Annotated in this window: 6 protein-coding genes; all 6 read right to left on the bottom strand. The window is 64.4% G+C overall.

The genetic code is table 11. From position 1 onward, the window contains the following. Positions 1-46: 46 nt before the first annotated feature. The 6 genes from AB4O05_RS15850 to AB4O05_RS15825 all read right to left on the bottom strand — a co-directional run bounded on the left by AB4O05_RS15850 (position 47) and on the right by AB4O05_RS15825 (position 18,114). Complete coding sequence (locus AB4O05_RS15850; RefSeq protein ID WP_460136685.1) at positions 47-751, bottom strand: energy transducer TonB family protein; 705 nt, start codon at positions 749-751, stop codon at positions 47-49. A 3-nt stretch (positions 752-754) separates the two neighbouring features. Then, on the bottom strand, positions 755-1,180 hold the full coding sequence (locus AB4O05_RS15845) for an ExbD/TolR family protein (RefSeq protein ID WP_010564254.1): 426 nt from the start codon (positions 1,178-1,180) through the stop codon (positions 755-757). Between the two features lie 11 nt (positions 1,181-1,191). Beyond that, entirely contained in the window at positions 1,192-2,991 is a 1,800-nt protein-coding gene (locus tag AB4O05_RS15840; RefSeq protein ID WP_460136686.1) for a DUF2341 domain-containing protein, read from the bottom strand. 24 nt (positions 2,992-3,015) lie between these two features. Next, on the bottom strand, positions 3,016-4,599 hold the full coding sequence (locus AB4O05_RS15835; protein ID WP_460136687.1) for a ShlB/FhaC/HecB family hemolysin secretion/activation protein: 1,584 nt from the start codon (positions 4,597-4,599) through the stop codon (positions 3,016-3,018). A 56-nt stretch (positions 4,600-4,655) separates the two neighbouring features. Continuing rightward, positions 4,656-5,249 (bottom strand): transposase, encoded by a 594-nt coding sequence (locus AB4O05_RS15830; protein WP_460137572.1) that lies wholly within the window; start codon positions 5,247-5,249, stop codon positions 4,656-4,658. A gap of 310 nt (positions 5,250-5,559) precedes the next feature. Next, a complete protein-coding gene (locus AB4O05_RS15825) occupies positions 5,560-18,114 on the bottom strand; it encodes a filamentous haemagglutinin family protein (RefSeq protein WP_460136688.1) in 12,555 nt (4,184 codons plus the stop codon). Between the last annotated feature and the right edge of the window lie 64 nt (positions 18,115-18,178).

Raw genomic sequence — 18,178 nt, 5'->3', positions numbered from 1 at the left:
AACTCCTGTAAAAACCGTTGAGAAATGCAGTTGAAAAAGCCTTCGATCAATCCGGGCGTCGGCCCTTGAGGGACAGCCGTATTGGCAGGGTCACCGAGGGCGGCACCCGTTGTGTCGCATGGGGCGCCCTCAAGGCCGCCAATACCTGGGCATCGGTGTCGGCATCGCCGCTGGACTTGGCCAACTGCGCGCGAGTGACCTCGCCCTCGGCGTTCAGCCACAAGTCCGCCTGCACGCTGTAAGCCTTCTTGCGCAACTCCGGGTCTTCGCGCAGCAGGCGTTGAAACACCCCGGCCAGGTACTGCTTGTACGTACCGGCGCCGAGGCCACCGCCACCGGAGCCCGCCATGCCACCGCCCTTGCCCGCGCCGATGTTGAAACCGTCGTTGCCCGACTGGGCATCGCCATCGATCTGCATCGGGTTGGCCAGGTCATCGGCGGGCGACGGCGGCGCTTCCTCGGCCGGCTTGACCTCTTCCGGCTCTGGCGTCGGTACCGGCTCCGGGACTTTTTCTTCCACCTGGGGCTCGGGCTCCTTGGGTTTTTCCGGGGGTGGCGGCGGCGGTGGCGGCAACGGGATAATCGTCGGCACCTTCGGCGCTTCGCGGCGTACGCCACTCATGTCATTGGCCCATTGCCACAAGAACCAGGCCGCGACGGCGCCCAGCAGCAGGCCGGCGCCCCACTTGAGCGGGCGCAACGGCGACGGGTTCTTGACTGGCACGGGCGTGATCGGCATCTGTGCGGTCATGACTCAGCCCTGGCTCGGTTTGCCGGTAACCAGCCCGACCTGGGACAGCTCCAGCCGACGCAACAAGTCGAGCACCTCGATGACCTTCTGGTACTGCACCATGGCGTCGCCGCGCACGATCACCGGGAAGTCCGGGTTCAGCGCTTTTTCGATACGCAGGCGCTCTTCCAGCTCGCCGAGGGTCACCGGGTAGGCATCGAGAAACACCTGGCCGCCGTCGTTGACGGAGATGGCCTTGGTCTTGGCCTGCGACAACGACACCGAGGCACTGGCCTTGGGCAGGTGAATCTGGATACCCGAGACCTGGGCGGTGGCAGTGAGGATAAACATCACCAGCACCACCATCAGCACGTCCACCAGGGGCGTGATGTTGATACTGTCGACAGCGGCATCATCGTCATCGTCGTGGGAGGCATTTACGGAAGCCATGGCAATTCTCCTCAGGCCGGAACCGACGCATGCGGCTCGCGCCGGTGCGCCGTTTCACTGTGCTGGCTCTCGCCGTGCATCTCCGCCAGGCGGGTGATGAACTCATCGACAAACACACGCATGTCGGCGCTGACTTCCTTGTTGCGCGTGATCAGGCGGTTGTAGCCAAACAGCGCGGGGATCGCCACGAACAGGCCCATGGCCGTGGCCAGCAACGCGGCCGCCATACCCGGAGCGATGGCGTTGATGTTCACGTCACCGGCCATGGCCGTGCCGAGGAACACCACCATGATCCCCAGCACCGTGCCGAGCAGGCCGATGTACGGGCCGCCGGCGATGGCGTTGGACAAGGTCGAGAGCTTGGAACTGAGCGCCTGGTTTTCGCGGGTGCGCACGCCGTCCATGGAGCAGCGAATCGCTTCGATGGTGGCCGCCGACACCGACGAGGTATCGGCGCCCTGGGCGCGGCGGGTGCGGATCTCCTTGACCGCCACCAGGTACAGACGCCAGAGCGAGGAATGCGTGAGGCGCTCCGCCAGTGCCGCGTCGTCGGCGTACATCTCCAGGCGCGTGCCGATCTGGGCGAAGTGCTCGCGGAAGACCTCGTTGGCACTGCTCAAACGTCCCACCTGGCGGTTCTTGCGCAGCATGATCAGCCACGACTGCACCATCATCGCCACCAGCACCAGGATGATCACCCAGGCGTCCACCGGCACCGCTTTGAGCAGGAAGCCCAGGCTACCGAAGCCCATGCCCGACTGCTCTTCATCCACTCCGTAGGCCACCAGTTTCGACTCGGCGCCCTGGGCGCTGGCATCGGCCAGCAACAGCGCGGCCGGGCGCGCCACCTTGGACACGCGCAGCTCATCCATGGCCCCGGCGAACGGCAGGTACGTGCTGCCCGCGTCCGGCAGGTCGGCACCGATGGCCAATTGCGTGTTGAACGCGGGCATGGCCACGGCGAGGCTGGCGGTTTCGCGGCCATTCACATACAGCGCGACTTTTTCGCCCTCGGCGGTGAACGCCAGGTGCTGCCATTGACCAGGGTTCAGTGGTTGGGTCGATACCGCGCGCTGGCCGTCGATCTCGATAAACGGCGTGCCCTGGCTCAAGCCCAGCAACAGGTTATGCGGGCCGTCTCGGCGCGCCAGGACGGATTGCTCGCCATTGGCCTGGTCCAGGCGCACCCAGGCGCTGAAGGTGAACGCGCCGCCAGCGGCGTGTTGCAGCGACGGGCTGGCGGGCAGCAACAGCGGCTCGCCGCCGAACTGCAAGGCGCGGCCGATCACACCGTCGATGCTCGTGCCGGTGGCGTTCAACGCCGTGTTGGCGTAGGCGGTGGTGTCCCGTGGTGGCGTGGCATTGGCACCGTCAAAGTGGTACAGCGCAGTGTAATTGGGGTCGAAGGTCAGTTGGCCGTTGGCGGTGGCCGGGGCCTTCTGGTTGCCGTAGTACATCCACAAGTCCTGGCGCTGAGCACCCTCGACCTTGGGCACATCCACCCAGATCAGCGCCATGCCCATCAGCGGGTCGAAGCTTTCGATCTGGTGATTGAACACGGTCTTGTCATCGGCACTCACAAAGCGCAGGTCGCTGCCGTCCTCCTTGACCCCGTCAAAGGTGAAGTTGCCGGTGTGCAGGCGCACCAACAGCGCGGTGCGGCCCAAGGCCTGGCTGATCGCGGCGCCTTGAGGGGTGGTGTCCACGGTGATCTGTTTGCGGTAATGCCAGTCGTCCTGCCACCACGCCTGGGCGGTGGACGGGAGCGCGAAGCCCAGGCAGATCATCAGGCTCAGAAATAGGCGTTGCATGGGTGAAGTCTCCGGAAGAAAAAGTCAGAAAGTCGCCTGCACACTGAAGTGCAGTCGCGAGTCCTGTTTCTGGGTGTTCGGTCCATCGAGCAGCGGGTAACCCCAATCCAGGCTGCCGGACAACCACTTGCTCAAACTGGCGCGGGTGCCAAGGCCGACACTGGCCAGGCTGTATTCATCTTCTTGCTCGGGCAGCGGGTCGTGCAGGCGCAGGCGCGCGCCTTCGGCGAACGCATAAAAGCGCCACTCCTGCACATAACTGCCGAGGAACTTGGCCAGGGACGGCGTGCGCAGTTCCTGGGAGAGCAAATACCCCTCGTCCCCGGTGCGCTCGGCCGCCAGGTAGCCGCGCACCGAGGTGGCGCCGCCAGCGGAATACTGCTCGTTGGACACCAGCGGCCCCGAGGCCAGCTGGAAGCCGGCCTTGGACGCCGACTGCCAATCGTTGGCGAAGGTGTAGCTGTAGTTGAGGTCGCCCTTGAGCACCGCAAAGCTGGGGCTGGCCTTGTAGCGTTTGTAGTCGAACGCTTGCTCGTCGCTGCCGTAGCCGAAGAACGCGCGGGTGCCGACCACCAGGTTCAGGCCCAGGCCCAACTGGGACTGTTCGGTGTAGCGATAGCCGTTGTAGCCCAGGGTGAACGGCGCGTACTTGAGTGGCACCTGGTCGCTGCTGGCGCCGAACTTGAGCTGCTCGTCGAAGTCCTTGAAATCCACGCCAAAGGAAAACGAGTTGGCCCAGTTACCGGCCGCCGGCAGGTTGTAGATGGCCGACACGCCGTAGGAATGGCCCTTGCCCAACACGTTGCTGCCGCCGATGGTGGCAATGTTGCTGTCGGACTGGTAACCGGAAAACTGCAAGGTCCAACGCTCGTCCAGCGGCGCGCTGTAGGAGCCCGACCAGACCTTGGCGTTTTCGCTGTCCTGGGGCGCGGTGAAGTAGGTCAGGGAAATGCTGTGGCCCAGTTGCCAGAGGTTGTCGTACCCCAGGGTGGCGACCGAGCGCAGCTTCTCGGTGTCGGCGCTGTAGTCGTTGTTCACGCCGAGGCTGGCGTGCCAGGGGTTCTGGTCTTCCACCTGCAAATCCACATCCATGGTGCCGGGGCGCTGGCCTTCGCGCACCAGCGGCGTGACCTGGCGCCCGGCACTGCGGTTGAGCCCGGCCAACTGGGTTTGCACCGTGGCAAAGTCCGGCACCGCGCCCTCCTCCAGGCCCGGCACCTGCTCGCGGATTTCCACCGGCGAGTAATGCTTGGCGCCGACCACACGTACCCGGCCGACCTTGGTTTCGCTCACTTGCAGGTAGACGATGCCGTCATCGACCTTCTGCTCCGGCAACTCGACAAACACCGATTGGTAACCGCGCGCCTGGTAGATCTTCTGCAGCGCGTCGCGGGCGCCTTCGATATCGTCGAGGGTCTTCTGCGGGCCGAGGAACGGGTAGACCGCCTCCTCGATCGTGGCCGCGTCGAGCACGGTGTTGCCGCGTACGAAGTACTCATTGACGTCGACCCTGCGTGCCGCTGCTTGCTCCTCGGCCAGCGCCGGCTGGGCCATTGCCCCCAGCGTCAAGCAGCACAGCGCCAGCGTTGATTTGAACAGATGCTCCACACCGCCCCCTGACTTTCTGATTGTTTGCGCCGTGATTGACACGGCGTTTGGCCGGCTCAATTGCTGGCGATCGAGGTGTTGCCATGGCGTGCCAGCCAGGTGTGCAGCAAGGCGAAGTTCAAGGAGAACTCCGGCATGTGCAGCAAGGCGCCACAAAACACGTCACCGATGATTTTCTGGATGAGTTGCACCGCACGCGGGTTGTTCAGCAGCGTGGCGATGTCGTGGCTGAGCACATGGATGCTCCAGACCTTCTGGTTCAGGTCCAGGCCGACGAACCAGCGGAACAGCAGGTTGTAGTTGAGTTGTTCATGCAGTTGCTGTTCGCTGGGCACCGAGTACAGCAGTTGCAGCAACAGGATCTGCAGCACGGTCTGCGGCGCGATCACCATCGACTGCTCGGCCACCAGCCAGTCACGGTGCTGCTCGAGGACTTCGTCGATCTGCGGGCGCAGCAGCACCAGGGAATGGCCGGCGGGGATATAGCTGGAGACTTCCTTCAAGGCGCCTTGCCAATCGTCCTGGGACACGATCCATACCCAGGGCGCGCCATAGCGATAGACCGACACCGGCTTCTTGCGCGCCGCTTCGACGATCTTCGACAGGCGCTGGTCGAGCTCCTGCATGCCGACTTTCGAATAACGTTCCATAGTTCCCATTGCCCCACTCCTGGCGTACTGCGTGCGCTTTGAAAAACGCCTGCATGGCGTTCTTGAGCGCGTTACACAGGAGAGACGGGGATGGCCAAGGGCTACCGAACTTTTGTCATGAAAGGTTCATTTGGGATTGAGTGGGGGGCAATTTTTCCAGCGTTGGAAGGCTGCAGCCTAGCTGATGCAGGTGTCAGGTACCGGGCAGGCGTAAGCCACCGTCACCTCCATGACGGCTCTGGACCGGGCCTCAAAAAAAGGGGCGATCACTGATCGCCCCAAAGCTACAACGAGAGGCCTTTGAACCGACCTACAAGGTAATCTGCTTACGCTCCTCATCCGTCAACCGCGCCCGCGCCTGTTCGCTCAAGGGGCCTGCGCCCAGCACCTGCACCGGGCTGTCGGGGTTGTAACCCGAGGTTTTCTGCTGCTCCTGCGGCTCACGCTGCACCGGTTCAGTACCAAACCCCAGCACCTCCACGGTCACGATCGAAGGCCGCCCCTGCCTGGCCGCCGCCTGCTGGCCGCGCGCCGCGTCTTCGGCCGCCTGGGACGCCGCCGCCCCCGCCGCGCTGGCCGAACTCATGGCCCCGGTGTTCACCGCCGCCGTTACCGGCACCCCGGAGGATTTGCCCTGGGTCTGGATATTCGCTGCGTTGACCACATGCAAGGCGGCGATGTTGACGTTGCCGCTCACCCGAATCCCCGCCTCGCCCGCATCGATGGTGCCCAGCGGTGCGATCAAGTCGATATCCCCCGCCGGTACTTCCGGGATCGGATTCAGCGTGGCGATCCCCGCCCCGGTGCTCGGCACCGCCGGCGACAGCCCTACGTTGCCCCAGTTGTCATAGACCCGCTTGGGCGGCGTGTACACCACGGTGGTCTTGGAACCGCGCCCGGCGTTGATGTCGCCTTGGGCAGTCCAGCCCATGATCGAGCCGCCGAAGGTGGTCATGATGCGGCTCTGGCCGAGCAGGATGCTGCCCATGGAATACAGCTGAATGTCGCCCGCGCCCTGGGTGATCACACCCGCCGTCGACGGGGGCGCGGCGCCTTCGATACCGAAGGTCTGGCTGCCGCCGGGGGTGAGCATCTGGATCGAGCCGCCGGCATTGGTGTGCACGCCGGAGCCATTGAACAACGTGATATCGCCTTGGTAGGTAATCGAGTTGCCGGCCACATCCCGGGCGGGGAACAGCGCCGCAATCGCCGCGCGCCCCCGCACATAGCTGCCCTGGCGTACACCGCCATTCTGGTTGTACTCGCGCCCGGCAGCCTTGAGTTCGGCGAAATACACATCACGGGCAAATACCCGCTGCTGCTCGACGGGCAAGGCTGCGTAGTAACTGCGAGCCTGCGCGGTATCGCCAACAAAGCCGAAGCGCTCGGCGAGCCAGCTGACCAGTTCGTGCTCGTAGGTTTTGGCCACCTTGCTGCCCAGCAACGACTCACCCGCTTGTGCCTGGTTGACCGGGTTCAGGTAGGTCTGCACGAATCGCTGGTAATCCAGCCCGTTGGCGCCGGCACCGGCCTGCATGACGATACTTGCGCCGGGGCGGTTGTCGCCTGGCAACACCGAACCGAGGCTGGTCACGCTGTGCTCGCCGCCCGTGCCTGTCAGCAGGATATTGCGCCCGGCCGACACGTCGAGCAGACCAGGGCCGGCCACTTGGAAGCTGCTGTAGAGAATGTCACGGCCGGCAGACACGATGGAGATGTCGTTAGTGTTTTTGTGAATGAACAGATTGTCGCTTGGCGCTGCGACCGCAAAACCATCGGTGCCAAAGGTACGACCACTGCTGACGATATCTCGCCCGGCCATCATCCGTATCGCGCCATTGCCTTCATACCAGGTCTCACCTTCGTGCAATGACCCGGCGGTCTTTTGGAACGTGATGATCCGGCCACTGCTCACCCCGACCAGGTCCCCGTCCATCGCATAAAACCGCGCCGGTTGAGCACTGCCGATGGATGAAGCCGCTGTGGTGCCAGACCCGAAGGCGAACAACGGCAAATTACCCGAGTTGCCATTGACTGACAGGTTGCTGGCCTCCACGGCGCCGTCAATACGGCCCTGGTATGCAGGCTTCCACGGCGTCGCCATCGCACTGGGCGCTGTCCCGGACTGGCTGACGGTCATGCCGCCGGCGTAGATCGAGTTCTGGGCGAGAAACTGCAACTGGCCATTTTCTCCGGGGGCCAACAGCAGCGGGTAGCTGTAGGTGTTGTCGTTGGTCTGCGCCTGGGCCGCTTTACCGTAATACAGGCTGCCGCCGGCTGCGGTAGCCCTGAGGATGGAGGGGTAGACCACCGCCAGATCGGCCGTCGCGTCGGAACGGCTGAACGGCGTCAGGTTGCCGCCCATCGAAAACAGATCAATCGCTGTACCTTTGGTCCACAACGTAAACCAGCTTGAACCGCTGCCGAGTTTCTCGCCTTGAGCGAAGGGCGATACGTGCGAGAGCAGTACCCGGCCCGGGTCTTCGACGTTTTGCACCACCAGGTCACCCAGGGTCTGCAGGTTGAACGTCGCATCCCCGGGTACCAGGGTCATACCGCCACGGGCAACGCTGCGTGTGGCAACCACCGGGTCGAACGCGCGGGTTTCGCCGGGGCTTTGGGTGGGGGCGGTGCTGCCGTACAGCATGTCGATGTGGCCCACGGTAGCGCTGCGCAACTGCACGTCACCTCGCAGGTTGACCAGCACCCCATCACGATGGTCCGCCGTGGCGGCCACGCTGGCCGGGTTTAATGCGCCACCGATGCGCACCCGCAAATCGCCGCCGCCGGTCAACTCCTGGCTGCCATCGCTGGCGATCCGTCCCGTACTGCCGACGGCCAGGACCAGCCCCTGGCTATGGGGATTTACCGCGGAGTTGTTAACGCTGTACCCCAAGGTGTTCAGGACCCCGGCGTCGCCATCCACGTTCACCTCCAGGTTGCCCCCGCCCAGGGTGCCGAAGCCGGTGAAGCCGAGCATTTTGTCCGCCGCCGTGGTCGCGGTGTAACTGCCGAAATTGATCCACCAGGCAGTCTGTTGGGCTTGCCCGCCGGTCCCTGTTCCTATGCCAGCGCTGCCCTGGCGCCACAGCCAGTTACCAACCGCAGCCGAGTCCACACCGCCATCCTTGGGGTTGGGACGCGCATTACTGGCCACGACGCTGGTGATATTACCGCTCAGGTCGCCGCCGACCTTCAGCGTCACATTGCCCCCGGCCTCCGGGTACCAGGCTCGGTACCGGCTGGTGGACGAGCCATTGACGAATTGCTCAAAATAGCTGCCTGGGTCGTTCAGCACGCGGGTCAACTTCGGGTCCGCGCCGGCCAACTGTGCCTTTGGCAGATTGTAAGGATCGCCTGCATACGTACCGGTCGATGAGGTGCCGGCGGTGTACACGCCGTACAGCGAATCCATGCTCAGGTTGCCTGCACTCAACAACTCCAGATCGCCGCTGCCCGTGCGGATCACGCTCAAGCGCGTGCTCGAAGGCGTCGCCCCGTATTCGGTCTTGCTCTGGGCCGCGCAATATTCGGGAACAAGGGCGCACACCTCGTCGACACCCGGTAACCCCAGACTGGCCAGGAACTCATTGGTGATCGTCGCCCCTACGGGAATCACAACACCGGACTGGTTCAGCAGGTCGTCAGCGGCTTGCTGAGTCCACACGTAGGTCACTCTGATCGCGCAATACTCCGGCGCGCCGGCACAGAAATCCTTAATCGAACCCAGGCTCAAGTCATCGAGCAATTGCTGGTCGATGGGGTCGCCCTCTTTGATGTTCAACCCGGCCTCGGTCAGCACCGCCACCGCTGCGGCGGTCCAGGTCTGAACGCCTTTGCTCGGCAGTTCTTTGGCGTACATACCGTAGTGATTGTCCGCCAAGTGAATATCACCGCTGCGCGGATGGGTCTGCAGCAGACGGCTGTCCGCCGCCTCGGTATCGGCACCGGCCACCAGGCGCAGCGACCACGACTGGGTCCCTTCGGCCAGCATCGGCGCAATGGCCCATACCCGACCGAATTCGCCGGACACCCCGACCCGCAACTGCACCGAGTCAACCCCGTTGGGCAACTTCACATCGGTACCGGCGGGGATCAGCGCCCCCTTCGGCAGGGCTTTGCTGCCCATCAGTTGCACGACATTATTGGCCAGGTTCGCCCCGTGCACCGCCGGCAGCGGCACGCCTTTGGGCCAGGTCATGTCTTGCAGGCGCGTACCTTGGGTCAACAGTGTTCCGGCGCCCAACTGCGTGCCCGCCACCAGGGTCTGCGCCTGGCCGAGCAATGTGCCGGCGGCGAACAGCAGGTTGCCGCCGGCATCGCGCACGTCAGCCGCTAATACGCTGCCTGCCGGCAGTACCAGGTCCTGGCCCAATGTCGCGGCCACCGGCAAGCGAGTGCCGGCGGCGACTGTCAGGCCCTTTATCGGCAGGTCATAATTAAGCGTACTGCCTGCCGCAAAGGTGGTGCCGTCCGCCAGGGTCACGCCATTGCCCGGCACCACGATGGTGCCGCCGCTGAAGTCGACACCGGGCAGCAGCACCCAACCTTTGTCATCCTCCGATACCGGCGGTTTGGCAAAGCCATCGTTGATGCTGCCGTAGATATTCAGGTCACCGCCGGCGCGCAGGGTCAGGCTGCCGGACTCGCCGGAGCCATATACGTTGTTGTTCTGCTGGCTATGGGGGTTAAGGCTGGCATAGCGATAGCCGGACAGGTCCAGGTCGCCCTGCACCACCAGGTCGCCGTCAGGGGTCTTACTGACGATTTCCACACCAGGGCGCAGATGGAAGGCATCAGCGTAGGTGGCGTTGTTCAAGCCGGCGAGCTTTGTCTGCGTCAGTTGGGTGTTACGCAATGCGGCGTTGATGAAGTCGACGGCCAGCTTGTTCTTCTTATCCAAATAATCCTGGGTAATCTCCTGATACGACCTGCCGCTGGCGGTAGGGTCGTTTTTTTCCAGCGCATCGTCATAGGTGGCCATACCGTTGAGCGTGATCGAGCGCGCGCCTTGAATAGTCAGGCGCCCGCTGGCATCGATCGCCACGTCATTGCTGCTGCCATCGGCATTGAACAGGCGTGGGGCATTCAGTTCCAGGGTGCCGCGATTGCGCCCATCGTTGCCGGCAGCCGCGCCGGTACCGTGGCGCAGGTCGATACGCACGCCATCGGCGAGGGTCAATTGACCGCTGCCAGACCCCAGCACCACCATGGCCCGGCTCGGCGAGTCGATGATCTTGCCGTAACTGTCCACCCGCAGTTTGCTGCCGTGGGCGTCGAGTACCGCCGTGCCGTCCAGGGTCAGGCCATGTTTGCCTGCCAGGTTGATACTGCCGACCCGTTCGCCACTGGCGTCCACCAGGCCGGTCACACGCAGGCTGCCGTTGTCCACGGACACGTTGACGGTGCCGGCCTTGAGCCCGTTGCCGATGGTCAGGTCGCCCTGCTTGAGTTGGAAGCTGCGCGCGCCGAACACCTCGCCCTGGTTCAAGCGTTGGTTGAGGTCGGCAAACTGCTGGTCCAGGGAGCCGCTGCTGCCCAGGCGCTGAGCCTGGATCTCCAGCGTGCCGGCCGGTTGCGGCAGTGAGGTGCCACCGGCGTTGACGTAGCCACTGCTGCTGCCGAGGATCGTGCCCTGCAGATCGACGATGCCGCCGGCCACATCCGTTGCCACCGCACGTAATTTGCCGGCCTGATTGTGCTTGGCCGACAGGTCGATGGTCGAGCCCGCCGCCTGCAGGATATTGCCGTTACGGCTGTCCAGCAGCACATCGCCGCCCCAACCGTATTGGGTCACATCGTTGAAGGGGATCGCACGACCGGCCACGTCCATCAGGGCCTCGTCGGTCAACACCACATCACCACGGGCACTGAGGCTGACTTTGCCACTGGGCAACACCACCGCCGTGGCCACGCGGATGCTGTCGCCTTGCAGGGACAGCACGGCACCCTGGCCGCTGACGCTGCCACGGGGGCCTGCCAGGGCGCCGATGTCTATCGCACCACCGGCCTTGATCGTATTCACCGAACCGGCTTCACCTGTCATCAACGGCGTGCGGAAGGTCAGGTTGCCGCCGCTGTACTGGAAGCCGCTGACCGGATCATACGCGCCCTGGCGCTGGTACACCGACAGGCTGCCCTTGTGGTTGGCGGTGATGCGCTCGCTGGCATTGAGACTGACGTTGGCAAAGCCCAGGGCCAGACGGTCGAAGCTTTTTACATTGCTGGGCTGGCCAAATTCGCCATAGCCAAACTCGATGCGCTCGGCATTGATATCCAGGCGCCCGCTGCCGGTGCCTGCGCCGCCGGCCACCACCGCGCCGGGTGCGCTGGTAGCGCCCAGCCAGATCAGGTTGGCGGTGTGAATGGTCGCCGCATCGCTGGCACCACCGGCACCGTACATGGCCGGGGTGGACAGCATCAGGTTACTCAGCAGCGACTTGCCGGTCAGCGGGTCATAGGTGTCGAGGCTGGCGCTGCCGTAGAAGTTAAAACTGTCACGCGCCGACAACTGCAGGGTCTCCAGGGCCGGTGCGCCAAATTGCGTGTCGCCGCGCAGCAGGCGGTCGAACAGCGCCTGGTTCAGGGTCAGGCCGGCTGGCAAGCGGTTTGCGGCGCCAGCCGCAGCGAGGGCTTCGACGCTGCCCAGGTTGATGGTGCTCACGCCCAGGTTCAGGTGCCGGGTGCCATAGCGCACCTGGTCGCCCAGTTGGAAGGTGCTGTCGGTCAGGGCCACGATGCTGCCGTTGGAATACAGCCCGGTCTGGCCGGTGCAGGCGCCGGTGCTGCACGCGCCAATGTTGATACCACCGCTGATCACGCCGCCAGCCTGAGGGGCACTGACCACGTTGAGCAACCCGTTGGAGACCGCCAGCATATTGGCAACCTGGTAGATAAAACCGTCGCGGGCATCGTAGCTGGCGGCACCTCGCCCCAGGGTATTGATCGAAGCGCCCTGCTCTACCAGGATGGAGCCGGTGTTACTCACCAGCAACACCTCGGGCGCGGCAAGGGTGGCGCCCGCACGCAGGGTCACATTGCTATTGGCGTCATTCACACCCGATGCCAGGCTTATGAAGTTACCCGACTGGCCATACTGCACCACTGTCATGCCCCCCACCATCAAGCGTGAAGCACCGATGGCATTGAGGGTGTCGGCTTTAAGGGTAATACCGGAAAAACCGGCGGTCGCCGAGGTGTCAGCCGCGATCACTTCGATACCACGCCTACTAGGGTCCAACACCGCTACCGTACCGCCATATCCTCCCGTCGCGGCCGCAAAACGTCCGCTCCCCTCAAAGGAGAATGCATTGGCCCCCTGGCCGGGGCGCAGCGCCAGTTTCAGGGTTTTGGCGTCGACTTCCAGCATTGGACGCGGCACACCCAACCTGCCTGCATCGGCTTTGGCGAACTGGGCGTAACTGGTTTCGTTGTACTGGGAATAACGGCGCAGGGTGTCCGCCGAGGTCAGGATCAACTGGCTGGCAATACTATTGCGGATCCCGGTGTGGGCAATCGACAGCTGCCCGGCCGTGGCCCACGAGCCATTGCGCATCAAGGTGGTCGCGGCTTGGCTGCCGAGCCCGGCCAGGCCATTGATCTCCACGCGATAGGCGCCGGGCAGCAAGGCATAAGTCGACGGCATCAAGGTGTAGGTGCCCGCCGGTAACCCCGGCACACCCGCGCCGATGGTGACCTGTTGGCCAACCAGCGGCGCCACGGCACCGCCCTCCGCGGCCACTGGCGCCGCGCCGGGCTGCACGCCCGGCACGATGGCGTAGATCGGGTTGGTGGACAGTCCCGGCAGCACAAACCCACCGTTGGCGCCAAATTGCACAAGCGGGTTGTAACGCGCATCCGTGGAACCCCCGCGCCCGGAAACAAAACCGGCACCGAGCAGCTCGCCACCGCCCGACAGGTCCAGGATGGCATCCTGCTGTACCGCAACCGACTGGCCGCCCAGAATGACGCCGACGCTCAACTCGCTGTTGGTGTTGGCCAGCCCGCCCTGGCCGAGGAATGTCACCGTCTTGCCGTTGTACTGGTAGATCTGCCCGTCCAGCGTGCCGCCATACGGCAACACCAGCCCCCTGCCGCTCACCGAGGTAACGCTGCCTGGCAGCAATTGCACCAGGCTGCTGCCCATACTGCCGATATCGATCAGGCCCAGGGGCGCGCGCACTGTGCCGCCTTGCTTGACGGTGGCGGCCCCCAGTTGCAGGCGCCCGAAGGCCGAATATGGCAGCGGCGCATCAGTGCTGCCGACGCGGCCAATGGTCAACGTGCGCAACGGATCAAACGTCAGGCCCAGCGCCTGAGTCGTTGAATCGCCAAGGTAGCCGGCAATGACTCGGGCGCTGACTTCCGTGCTCGGGTACACCTGTGCCGCCCGCAGGGTCATGTCGCCCTGGGTCAGTAACTGGGTACTGACACCGGTGATGATGTCGTTCGCGGAGGCACCGACCAGAAAGCGCAGATCGCCCTGGCTGGTCAGGTTGACCTGGTCGAAGCCGCGGCGTTCAAGGCCCGCCAGGCTATTGTCGGCGCGGAACAGGCGACTGCGATTGCCGAATATCACGTTGCCGCGCACTTCCACCAGGTCGCCGTCGGCGTTGAACTGCGCCTCGGTTGCGCGCTGGGACGGCGCCGGCAACACTGGCACCGGACGCACGTATAAATCCTTGCCGTCCTCGGGAGGCGCGAGGTAACCCGCCAGCAACAGGTGCGGTGCCGTCAGGTTGATGCGTGAGTTGCCTGCGGCGTTTTCACTGAGGCCATAACCACGGCTGTAAAGACGCAGGCTCTGGCCCATGCCCAGGCGCACATCGCCGTCAAAGCTCAACAGGCCATTGCTCAACAGCGCGAGGTTATCGAAACCGCCGGCAGTGACTTGATCCACCCCAAGGCGGCCATGCCCGTACTCCAGGCTCTCGCCCTGCGCCGTAGGGTTATGCACCTGGCTCAACACCAGGTCACGGACCTTGAGCACCCGATCGGTGACCCCGGTTTTCTGGTAATACGGGCTCTCCAGCGCCAGGTTAAGGCTACCACCCGCCGCACCGGCGCCACCGGCCCTGGCGACCAGGCTGCCATCCAGGTACAGGCCATTGTTCGAGGCCAGGCTGATGCTGCCGCCGTTACTGGCGACCTGCACCGTGCCCTGCCCCGGCATATTCAACGAGGCCTGGGTGCCGGACGCATCCAGGCGCGCACCGTCGCGTACCACCACAAACAGGTCGCTGGCCTTGGCAAGGCCGGTGCTCAGGTCCAAGGTGCCACCGATATTGATCGTGCCGCCGTCGCGCACCACGCCGTAGGTGCGTCCACGGTTGTCCACCGCCGTGGCCGCCCGCGCCGCCACGTCGATCAGTGCCTGTTCGCCAATCCGGATCGAACGGTCATGGCCGATGGCATTCACCGCCAGCGAGGCGCCGGTAGTCAGGCCGCCAAGGCTGACACTGCCGCCCCAGGCATTGAGCGTACCTTCCAGGGTCAATTGACCGATGCTGCGCAAATTGATGGCCTGGCCGGGGTCGACGTTGATCACCGCGCCGTGGCCCACCGTGAGGGCCGTGCTCGCCAGTTGCGCAGCGGTGGCATCGGCAGTACCCGCGGTGAGGCTCAAGCCGGCGCCACGGCGCTGGGTCAGCACGCCTTTGGCGGCGTCCTCCTGATACAGCGGCGCCGTCCACTGCTCCAGGGCCGTGTCGGGATGGCTGCCCGTCGGCGTCGTTGACGCTTGCGCGCCCGATCGATAGGTCGGCACGCTCACATCCACGTGGGTGCCGTCGGTAACGATCAGTCCTTCGTTGCCGGTGATGTCGTAGGCCGAAAAGCCCTTGTTGAAAAAGTCGCCGGCCAGTTTCAGCGTGTCGCTGTCCACCGCGCCCGCACTGTTGCCGATCTGCACCTTGCGCGCCTGCAAGGCCAGGGTGCCGCCGCCATTCACGCCAAAGCCGCGCACGTCGCCATCCAGAGCCAGGGCCCCGAGGGCGCCCAGGGTCAGGCTGCCGCCCTTGCCGCCGGTGAGTTTGCCATCCACGCCAAGGGTCGCGCCGGACGCCACATCCACCACACTGCCGGCCGCCAGGTTGAGGTTGTTCGAACTGCGCAGCGAGACCTTGCCGCCGTTGACATACGCCACGCTGCGGCTGTTGGCCGGCTCGAGCAGCAGGTTGTTCCAGCGGCCACTGGCATCGAGCTTGACGCCGGCCGCGACATTCACCGTCGAACCACCGGCCAGGATCGTGTCCTCGACTTCGCCGGGCTTGAGCGGATTGACCTGGCTGAGAATGTTGCCAGCATTGATGCTGCCACCTTGCGCCGTCAGGTTGGCGTTGATATCGACACGTGGCCCGAACAGGGTGATGTCACCTCCAGCGGCCACGCTGAGCGCGCCATTGACGCTCACTTGGTGGCTGGCCGCGACCTTGATCGCGCCCAACGGGTTGCCATTGAGCTGCTCGCTGTCGAGCAGGATTTTGCCTTGGCGCGCCTTCGGCAACGCGGTGGCGAGGTCCAGGCCAGCGGCGATTTTTTCCGGGTTGCCTTCAATCAACACCTCGTCGGCGTTTGCCCCCAAGGCATAGCGCAAGGTGCCGGTGGTCTTGTTATAGACCGGCGTGTACTGGCCAATGATCAATTGCGCGAGCTGGGCCATGGCCTTCTGCGATTGCTGATAACCGTCGAGGCCGATGTTCGGTGCCTGAGTCTGGCGGTCACCCTGGAACACGGCGCTGATCATCTGGCCTTCCAGCACGGCGCTGGAGGTGCTGACCACCAGCTTGCCGGCGTCACGCCCCACGGTATAACCGGCCTCATTACGGCCCTGCGGAGCAATCATCGGGTTGTAGTAGTACTCGGTCTGGCCCCAGCGAATGCTGGTGTCTTCATAGCCCTTGTAGATGCCCGAATACAGAATGTCGCCCGGTGCCTTCGACAACTCGTACAAACGCCGATCCGGGCCCTTGAGCCAGGTTTGCCGGATATAACCCCCCTGCACATCCACGGTGCCGCCCGACAGGTTGATCTGCGCGCCCTGCTGGGTCACCACATCCTTGCCGGTAAAGGTCACGGTACCGCCCTGGGCCATCCATTCGCCCACCGAATGGCCCTGGGTGCCGAGGTAGCCGCCGACTTCCAGCAGACCACCGGCGGTGTACCAGCGGTCGGTGGCGTAGCCGTTGGTACCGGCGGGGACAAACACCAGGTCGCGCAGGTCCACCCACACGTCGTTGTTGATCAGTTGCCCATGGTCGCGGTTGATCGGCGCATCCCGCTGCTCGTTGCCCTGTACGTTGATCTTGATGTTGTTGGCTTCCATCGACACCTTGACACCCACGGCGCCCGACACATCGATCATCGCGCCATCGCGCACCAGGCTGCGCTGGCCGGCACTGACCGCCACCTGGCCGCCGGTGGCGAGGGTGATCGAACCTTTCTGGAAGTCCACGGTGGCGCCGCTGACGATCTCGATCCGCGACTGGTCAGTGCGGTCGGCGACGGCGCTGAGGTGGTTGAACTGCCCGCCGATCAGGTTGGCGGGCTTGCCGTCGAGCGCGATCAGGCCGTTGGTTTTTTGGCTGTTGAGGGCGGTGCTGCCACTGGCATCCAGCAGGATCGCGGTGGTGCTGCCCTCTCCCAGGGTGACGCTGCCGCGGGTGTCACTGGCTGAGTTGAGCAAGTGCACAGTGCCGCGGGTGTCCACCGAAGTGCTGGCCAGGGCCACACCGTTCTGCTGCACCTGGTGCCCGGTCAGGGTGACGTCCCCCGTGGAGGCCATGATCAGGCCGTTGTTAATCACCTTGCCTGCGCTGCTGCCCGCCTTGAGGCTGGTGGCGACCTCATTTCCACGGGTGGTGGAGCGCTCGTTGCCTGCCGTGCCCACGCCTTTGCGGATATAAAAACTGTCACCGGCCGCCAGGCTGGTCTGGCCCTTGGCGGTGATGATCGTGCCGGCGTTTTCCACCTCACTGCCGAGCAGCAAGGCATAGCCACCCGCGTCGGTGGAGGTGGCGGCGTTGTGGGTCTGGATCAACGCACCGCGCTGTACCTCGACTTTGCCCGCCGCATCGGTGAACGTCGGTTGAGTGCCATTGGTGTCGACATAGAGGCCACGCTGGTTGAACTGCTCATCGGTGATCGTCGCGGCCGCCGCCACCAGGTTGCGCACATTGACCTGGCTGGTGCCGCTGAAGACTACGCCATTACGGTTCAGGATCATCACCGTGCCCGCGCCCTGGATCTGGCCCTGGATCTGGCTGGGGCGTGCCTCAGGGTCATTGACGCGGTTGAGTACCGCCCAGGTGGACTGCTGCTGGAAATTCACGGTGGTGTTGCGCCCGACGTTGAACGTCTCCCAATTGAGGATCGCCTTGTCGGCGGTCTGCTCGATGTTCACCGTGACCTTGCCGCCCGCTGGGGTCTGGGTCGGCGCCTTGGCGTTGGTCCAGCCCTGGGTCAGGCTGTTATCCACCTGCAGGCCACCTTTGCCGAGGCCATCGGGAATCGTCGAGACCTGACCGAACGCCGCCTGCCGCCCGGCGGCCTGCGCCGCTTGCTGCGCCGCAATCGCCGCGACCGTGGTGTTCAACGTGCTGATGGAGCGTGCCAACTGCTGGTTGACCCGTGCCTGTTGGTTCAGCGTCGGCACCGTCGGCAGCTGCCCCGCATTGATCCGCGCCGCAGTCGTCGCCTGGCCCGCCCCCTTGGCCGCGAACCACGCCGGGCTGAACGCCGTAGCCGCATGGGCATTGCCCGCCACCACCAACAAGGCAATAACCTGGGCCAGAGGCTTGAGGCGCAACACAGTCTGGGCATGCGAGCCCTGGGCATTCAGCTTGAGCGTCGGTTTGCAGCGGACCATCGGGAATCTTCCTTCTTTGTAATCATCAGGAGCAAGACAGGCTCACGTATGAGGGTTAGGCGGT

The sequence above is a fragment of the Pseudomonas sp. S1_G07 genome (assembly GCF_054668565.1).
This window is presented reverse-complemented; position numbering and strand designations above follow the sequence as displayed.

What these genes read in the sequence shown, in the direction of transcription:
- AB4O05_RS15845 (WP_010564254.1), bottom strand. Translation starts at nt 1,180, where the DNA reads ATGGCTTCCGTAAATGCCTCCCACGACGATGACGATGATGCCGCTGTC.
- AB4O05_RS15840 (WP_460136686.1), bottom strand. Translation starts at nt 2,991, where the DNA reads ATGCAACGCCTATTTCTGAGCCTGATGATCTGCCTGGGCTTCGCGCTC.
- AB4O05_RS15825 (WP_460136688.1), bottom strand. Translation starts at nt 18,114, where the DNA reads ATGGTCCGCTGCAAACCGACGCTCAAGCTGAATGCCCAGGGCTCGCAT.
- AB4O05_RS15830 (WP_460137572.1), bottom strand. Translation starts at nt 5,249, where the DNA reads ATGGAACGTTATTCGAAAGTCGGCATGCAGGAGCTCGACCAGCGCCTG.
- AB4O05_RS15850 (WP_460136685.1), bottom strand. Translation starts at nt 751, where the DNA reads ATGACCGCACAGATGCCGATCACGCCCGTGCCAGTCAAGAACCCGTCG.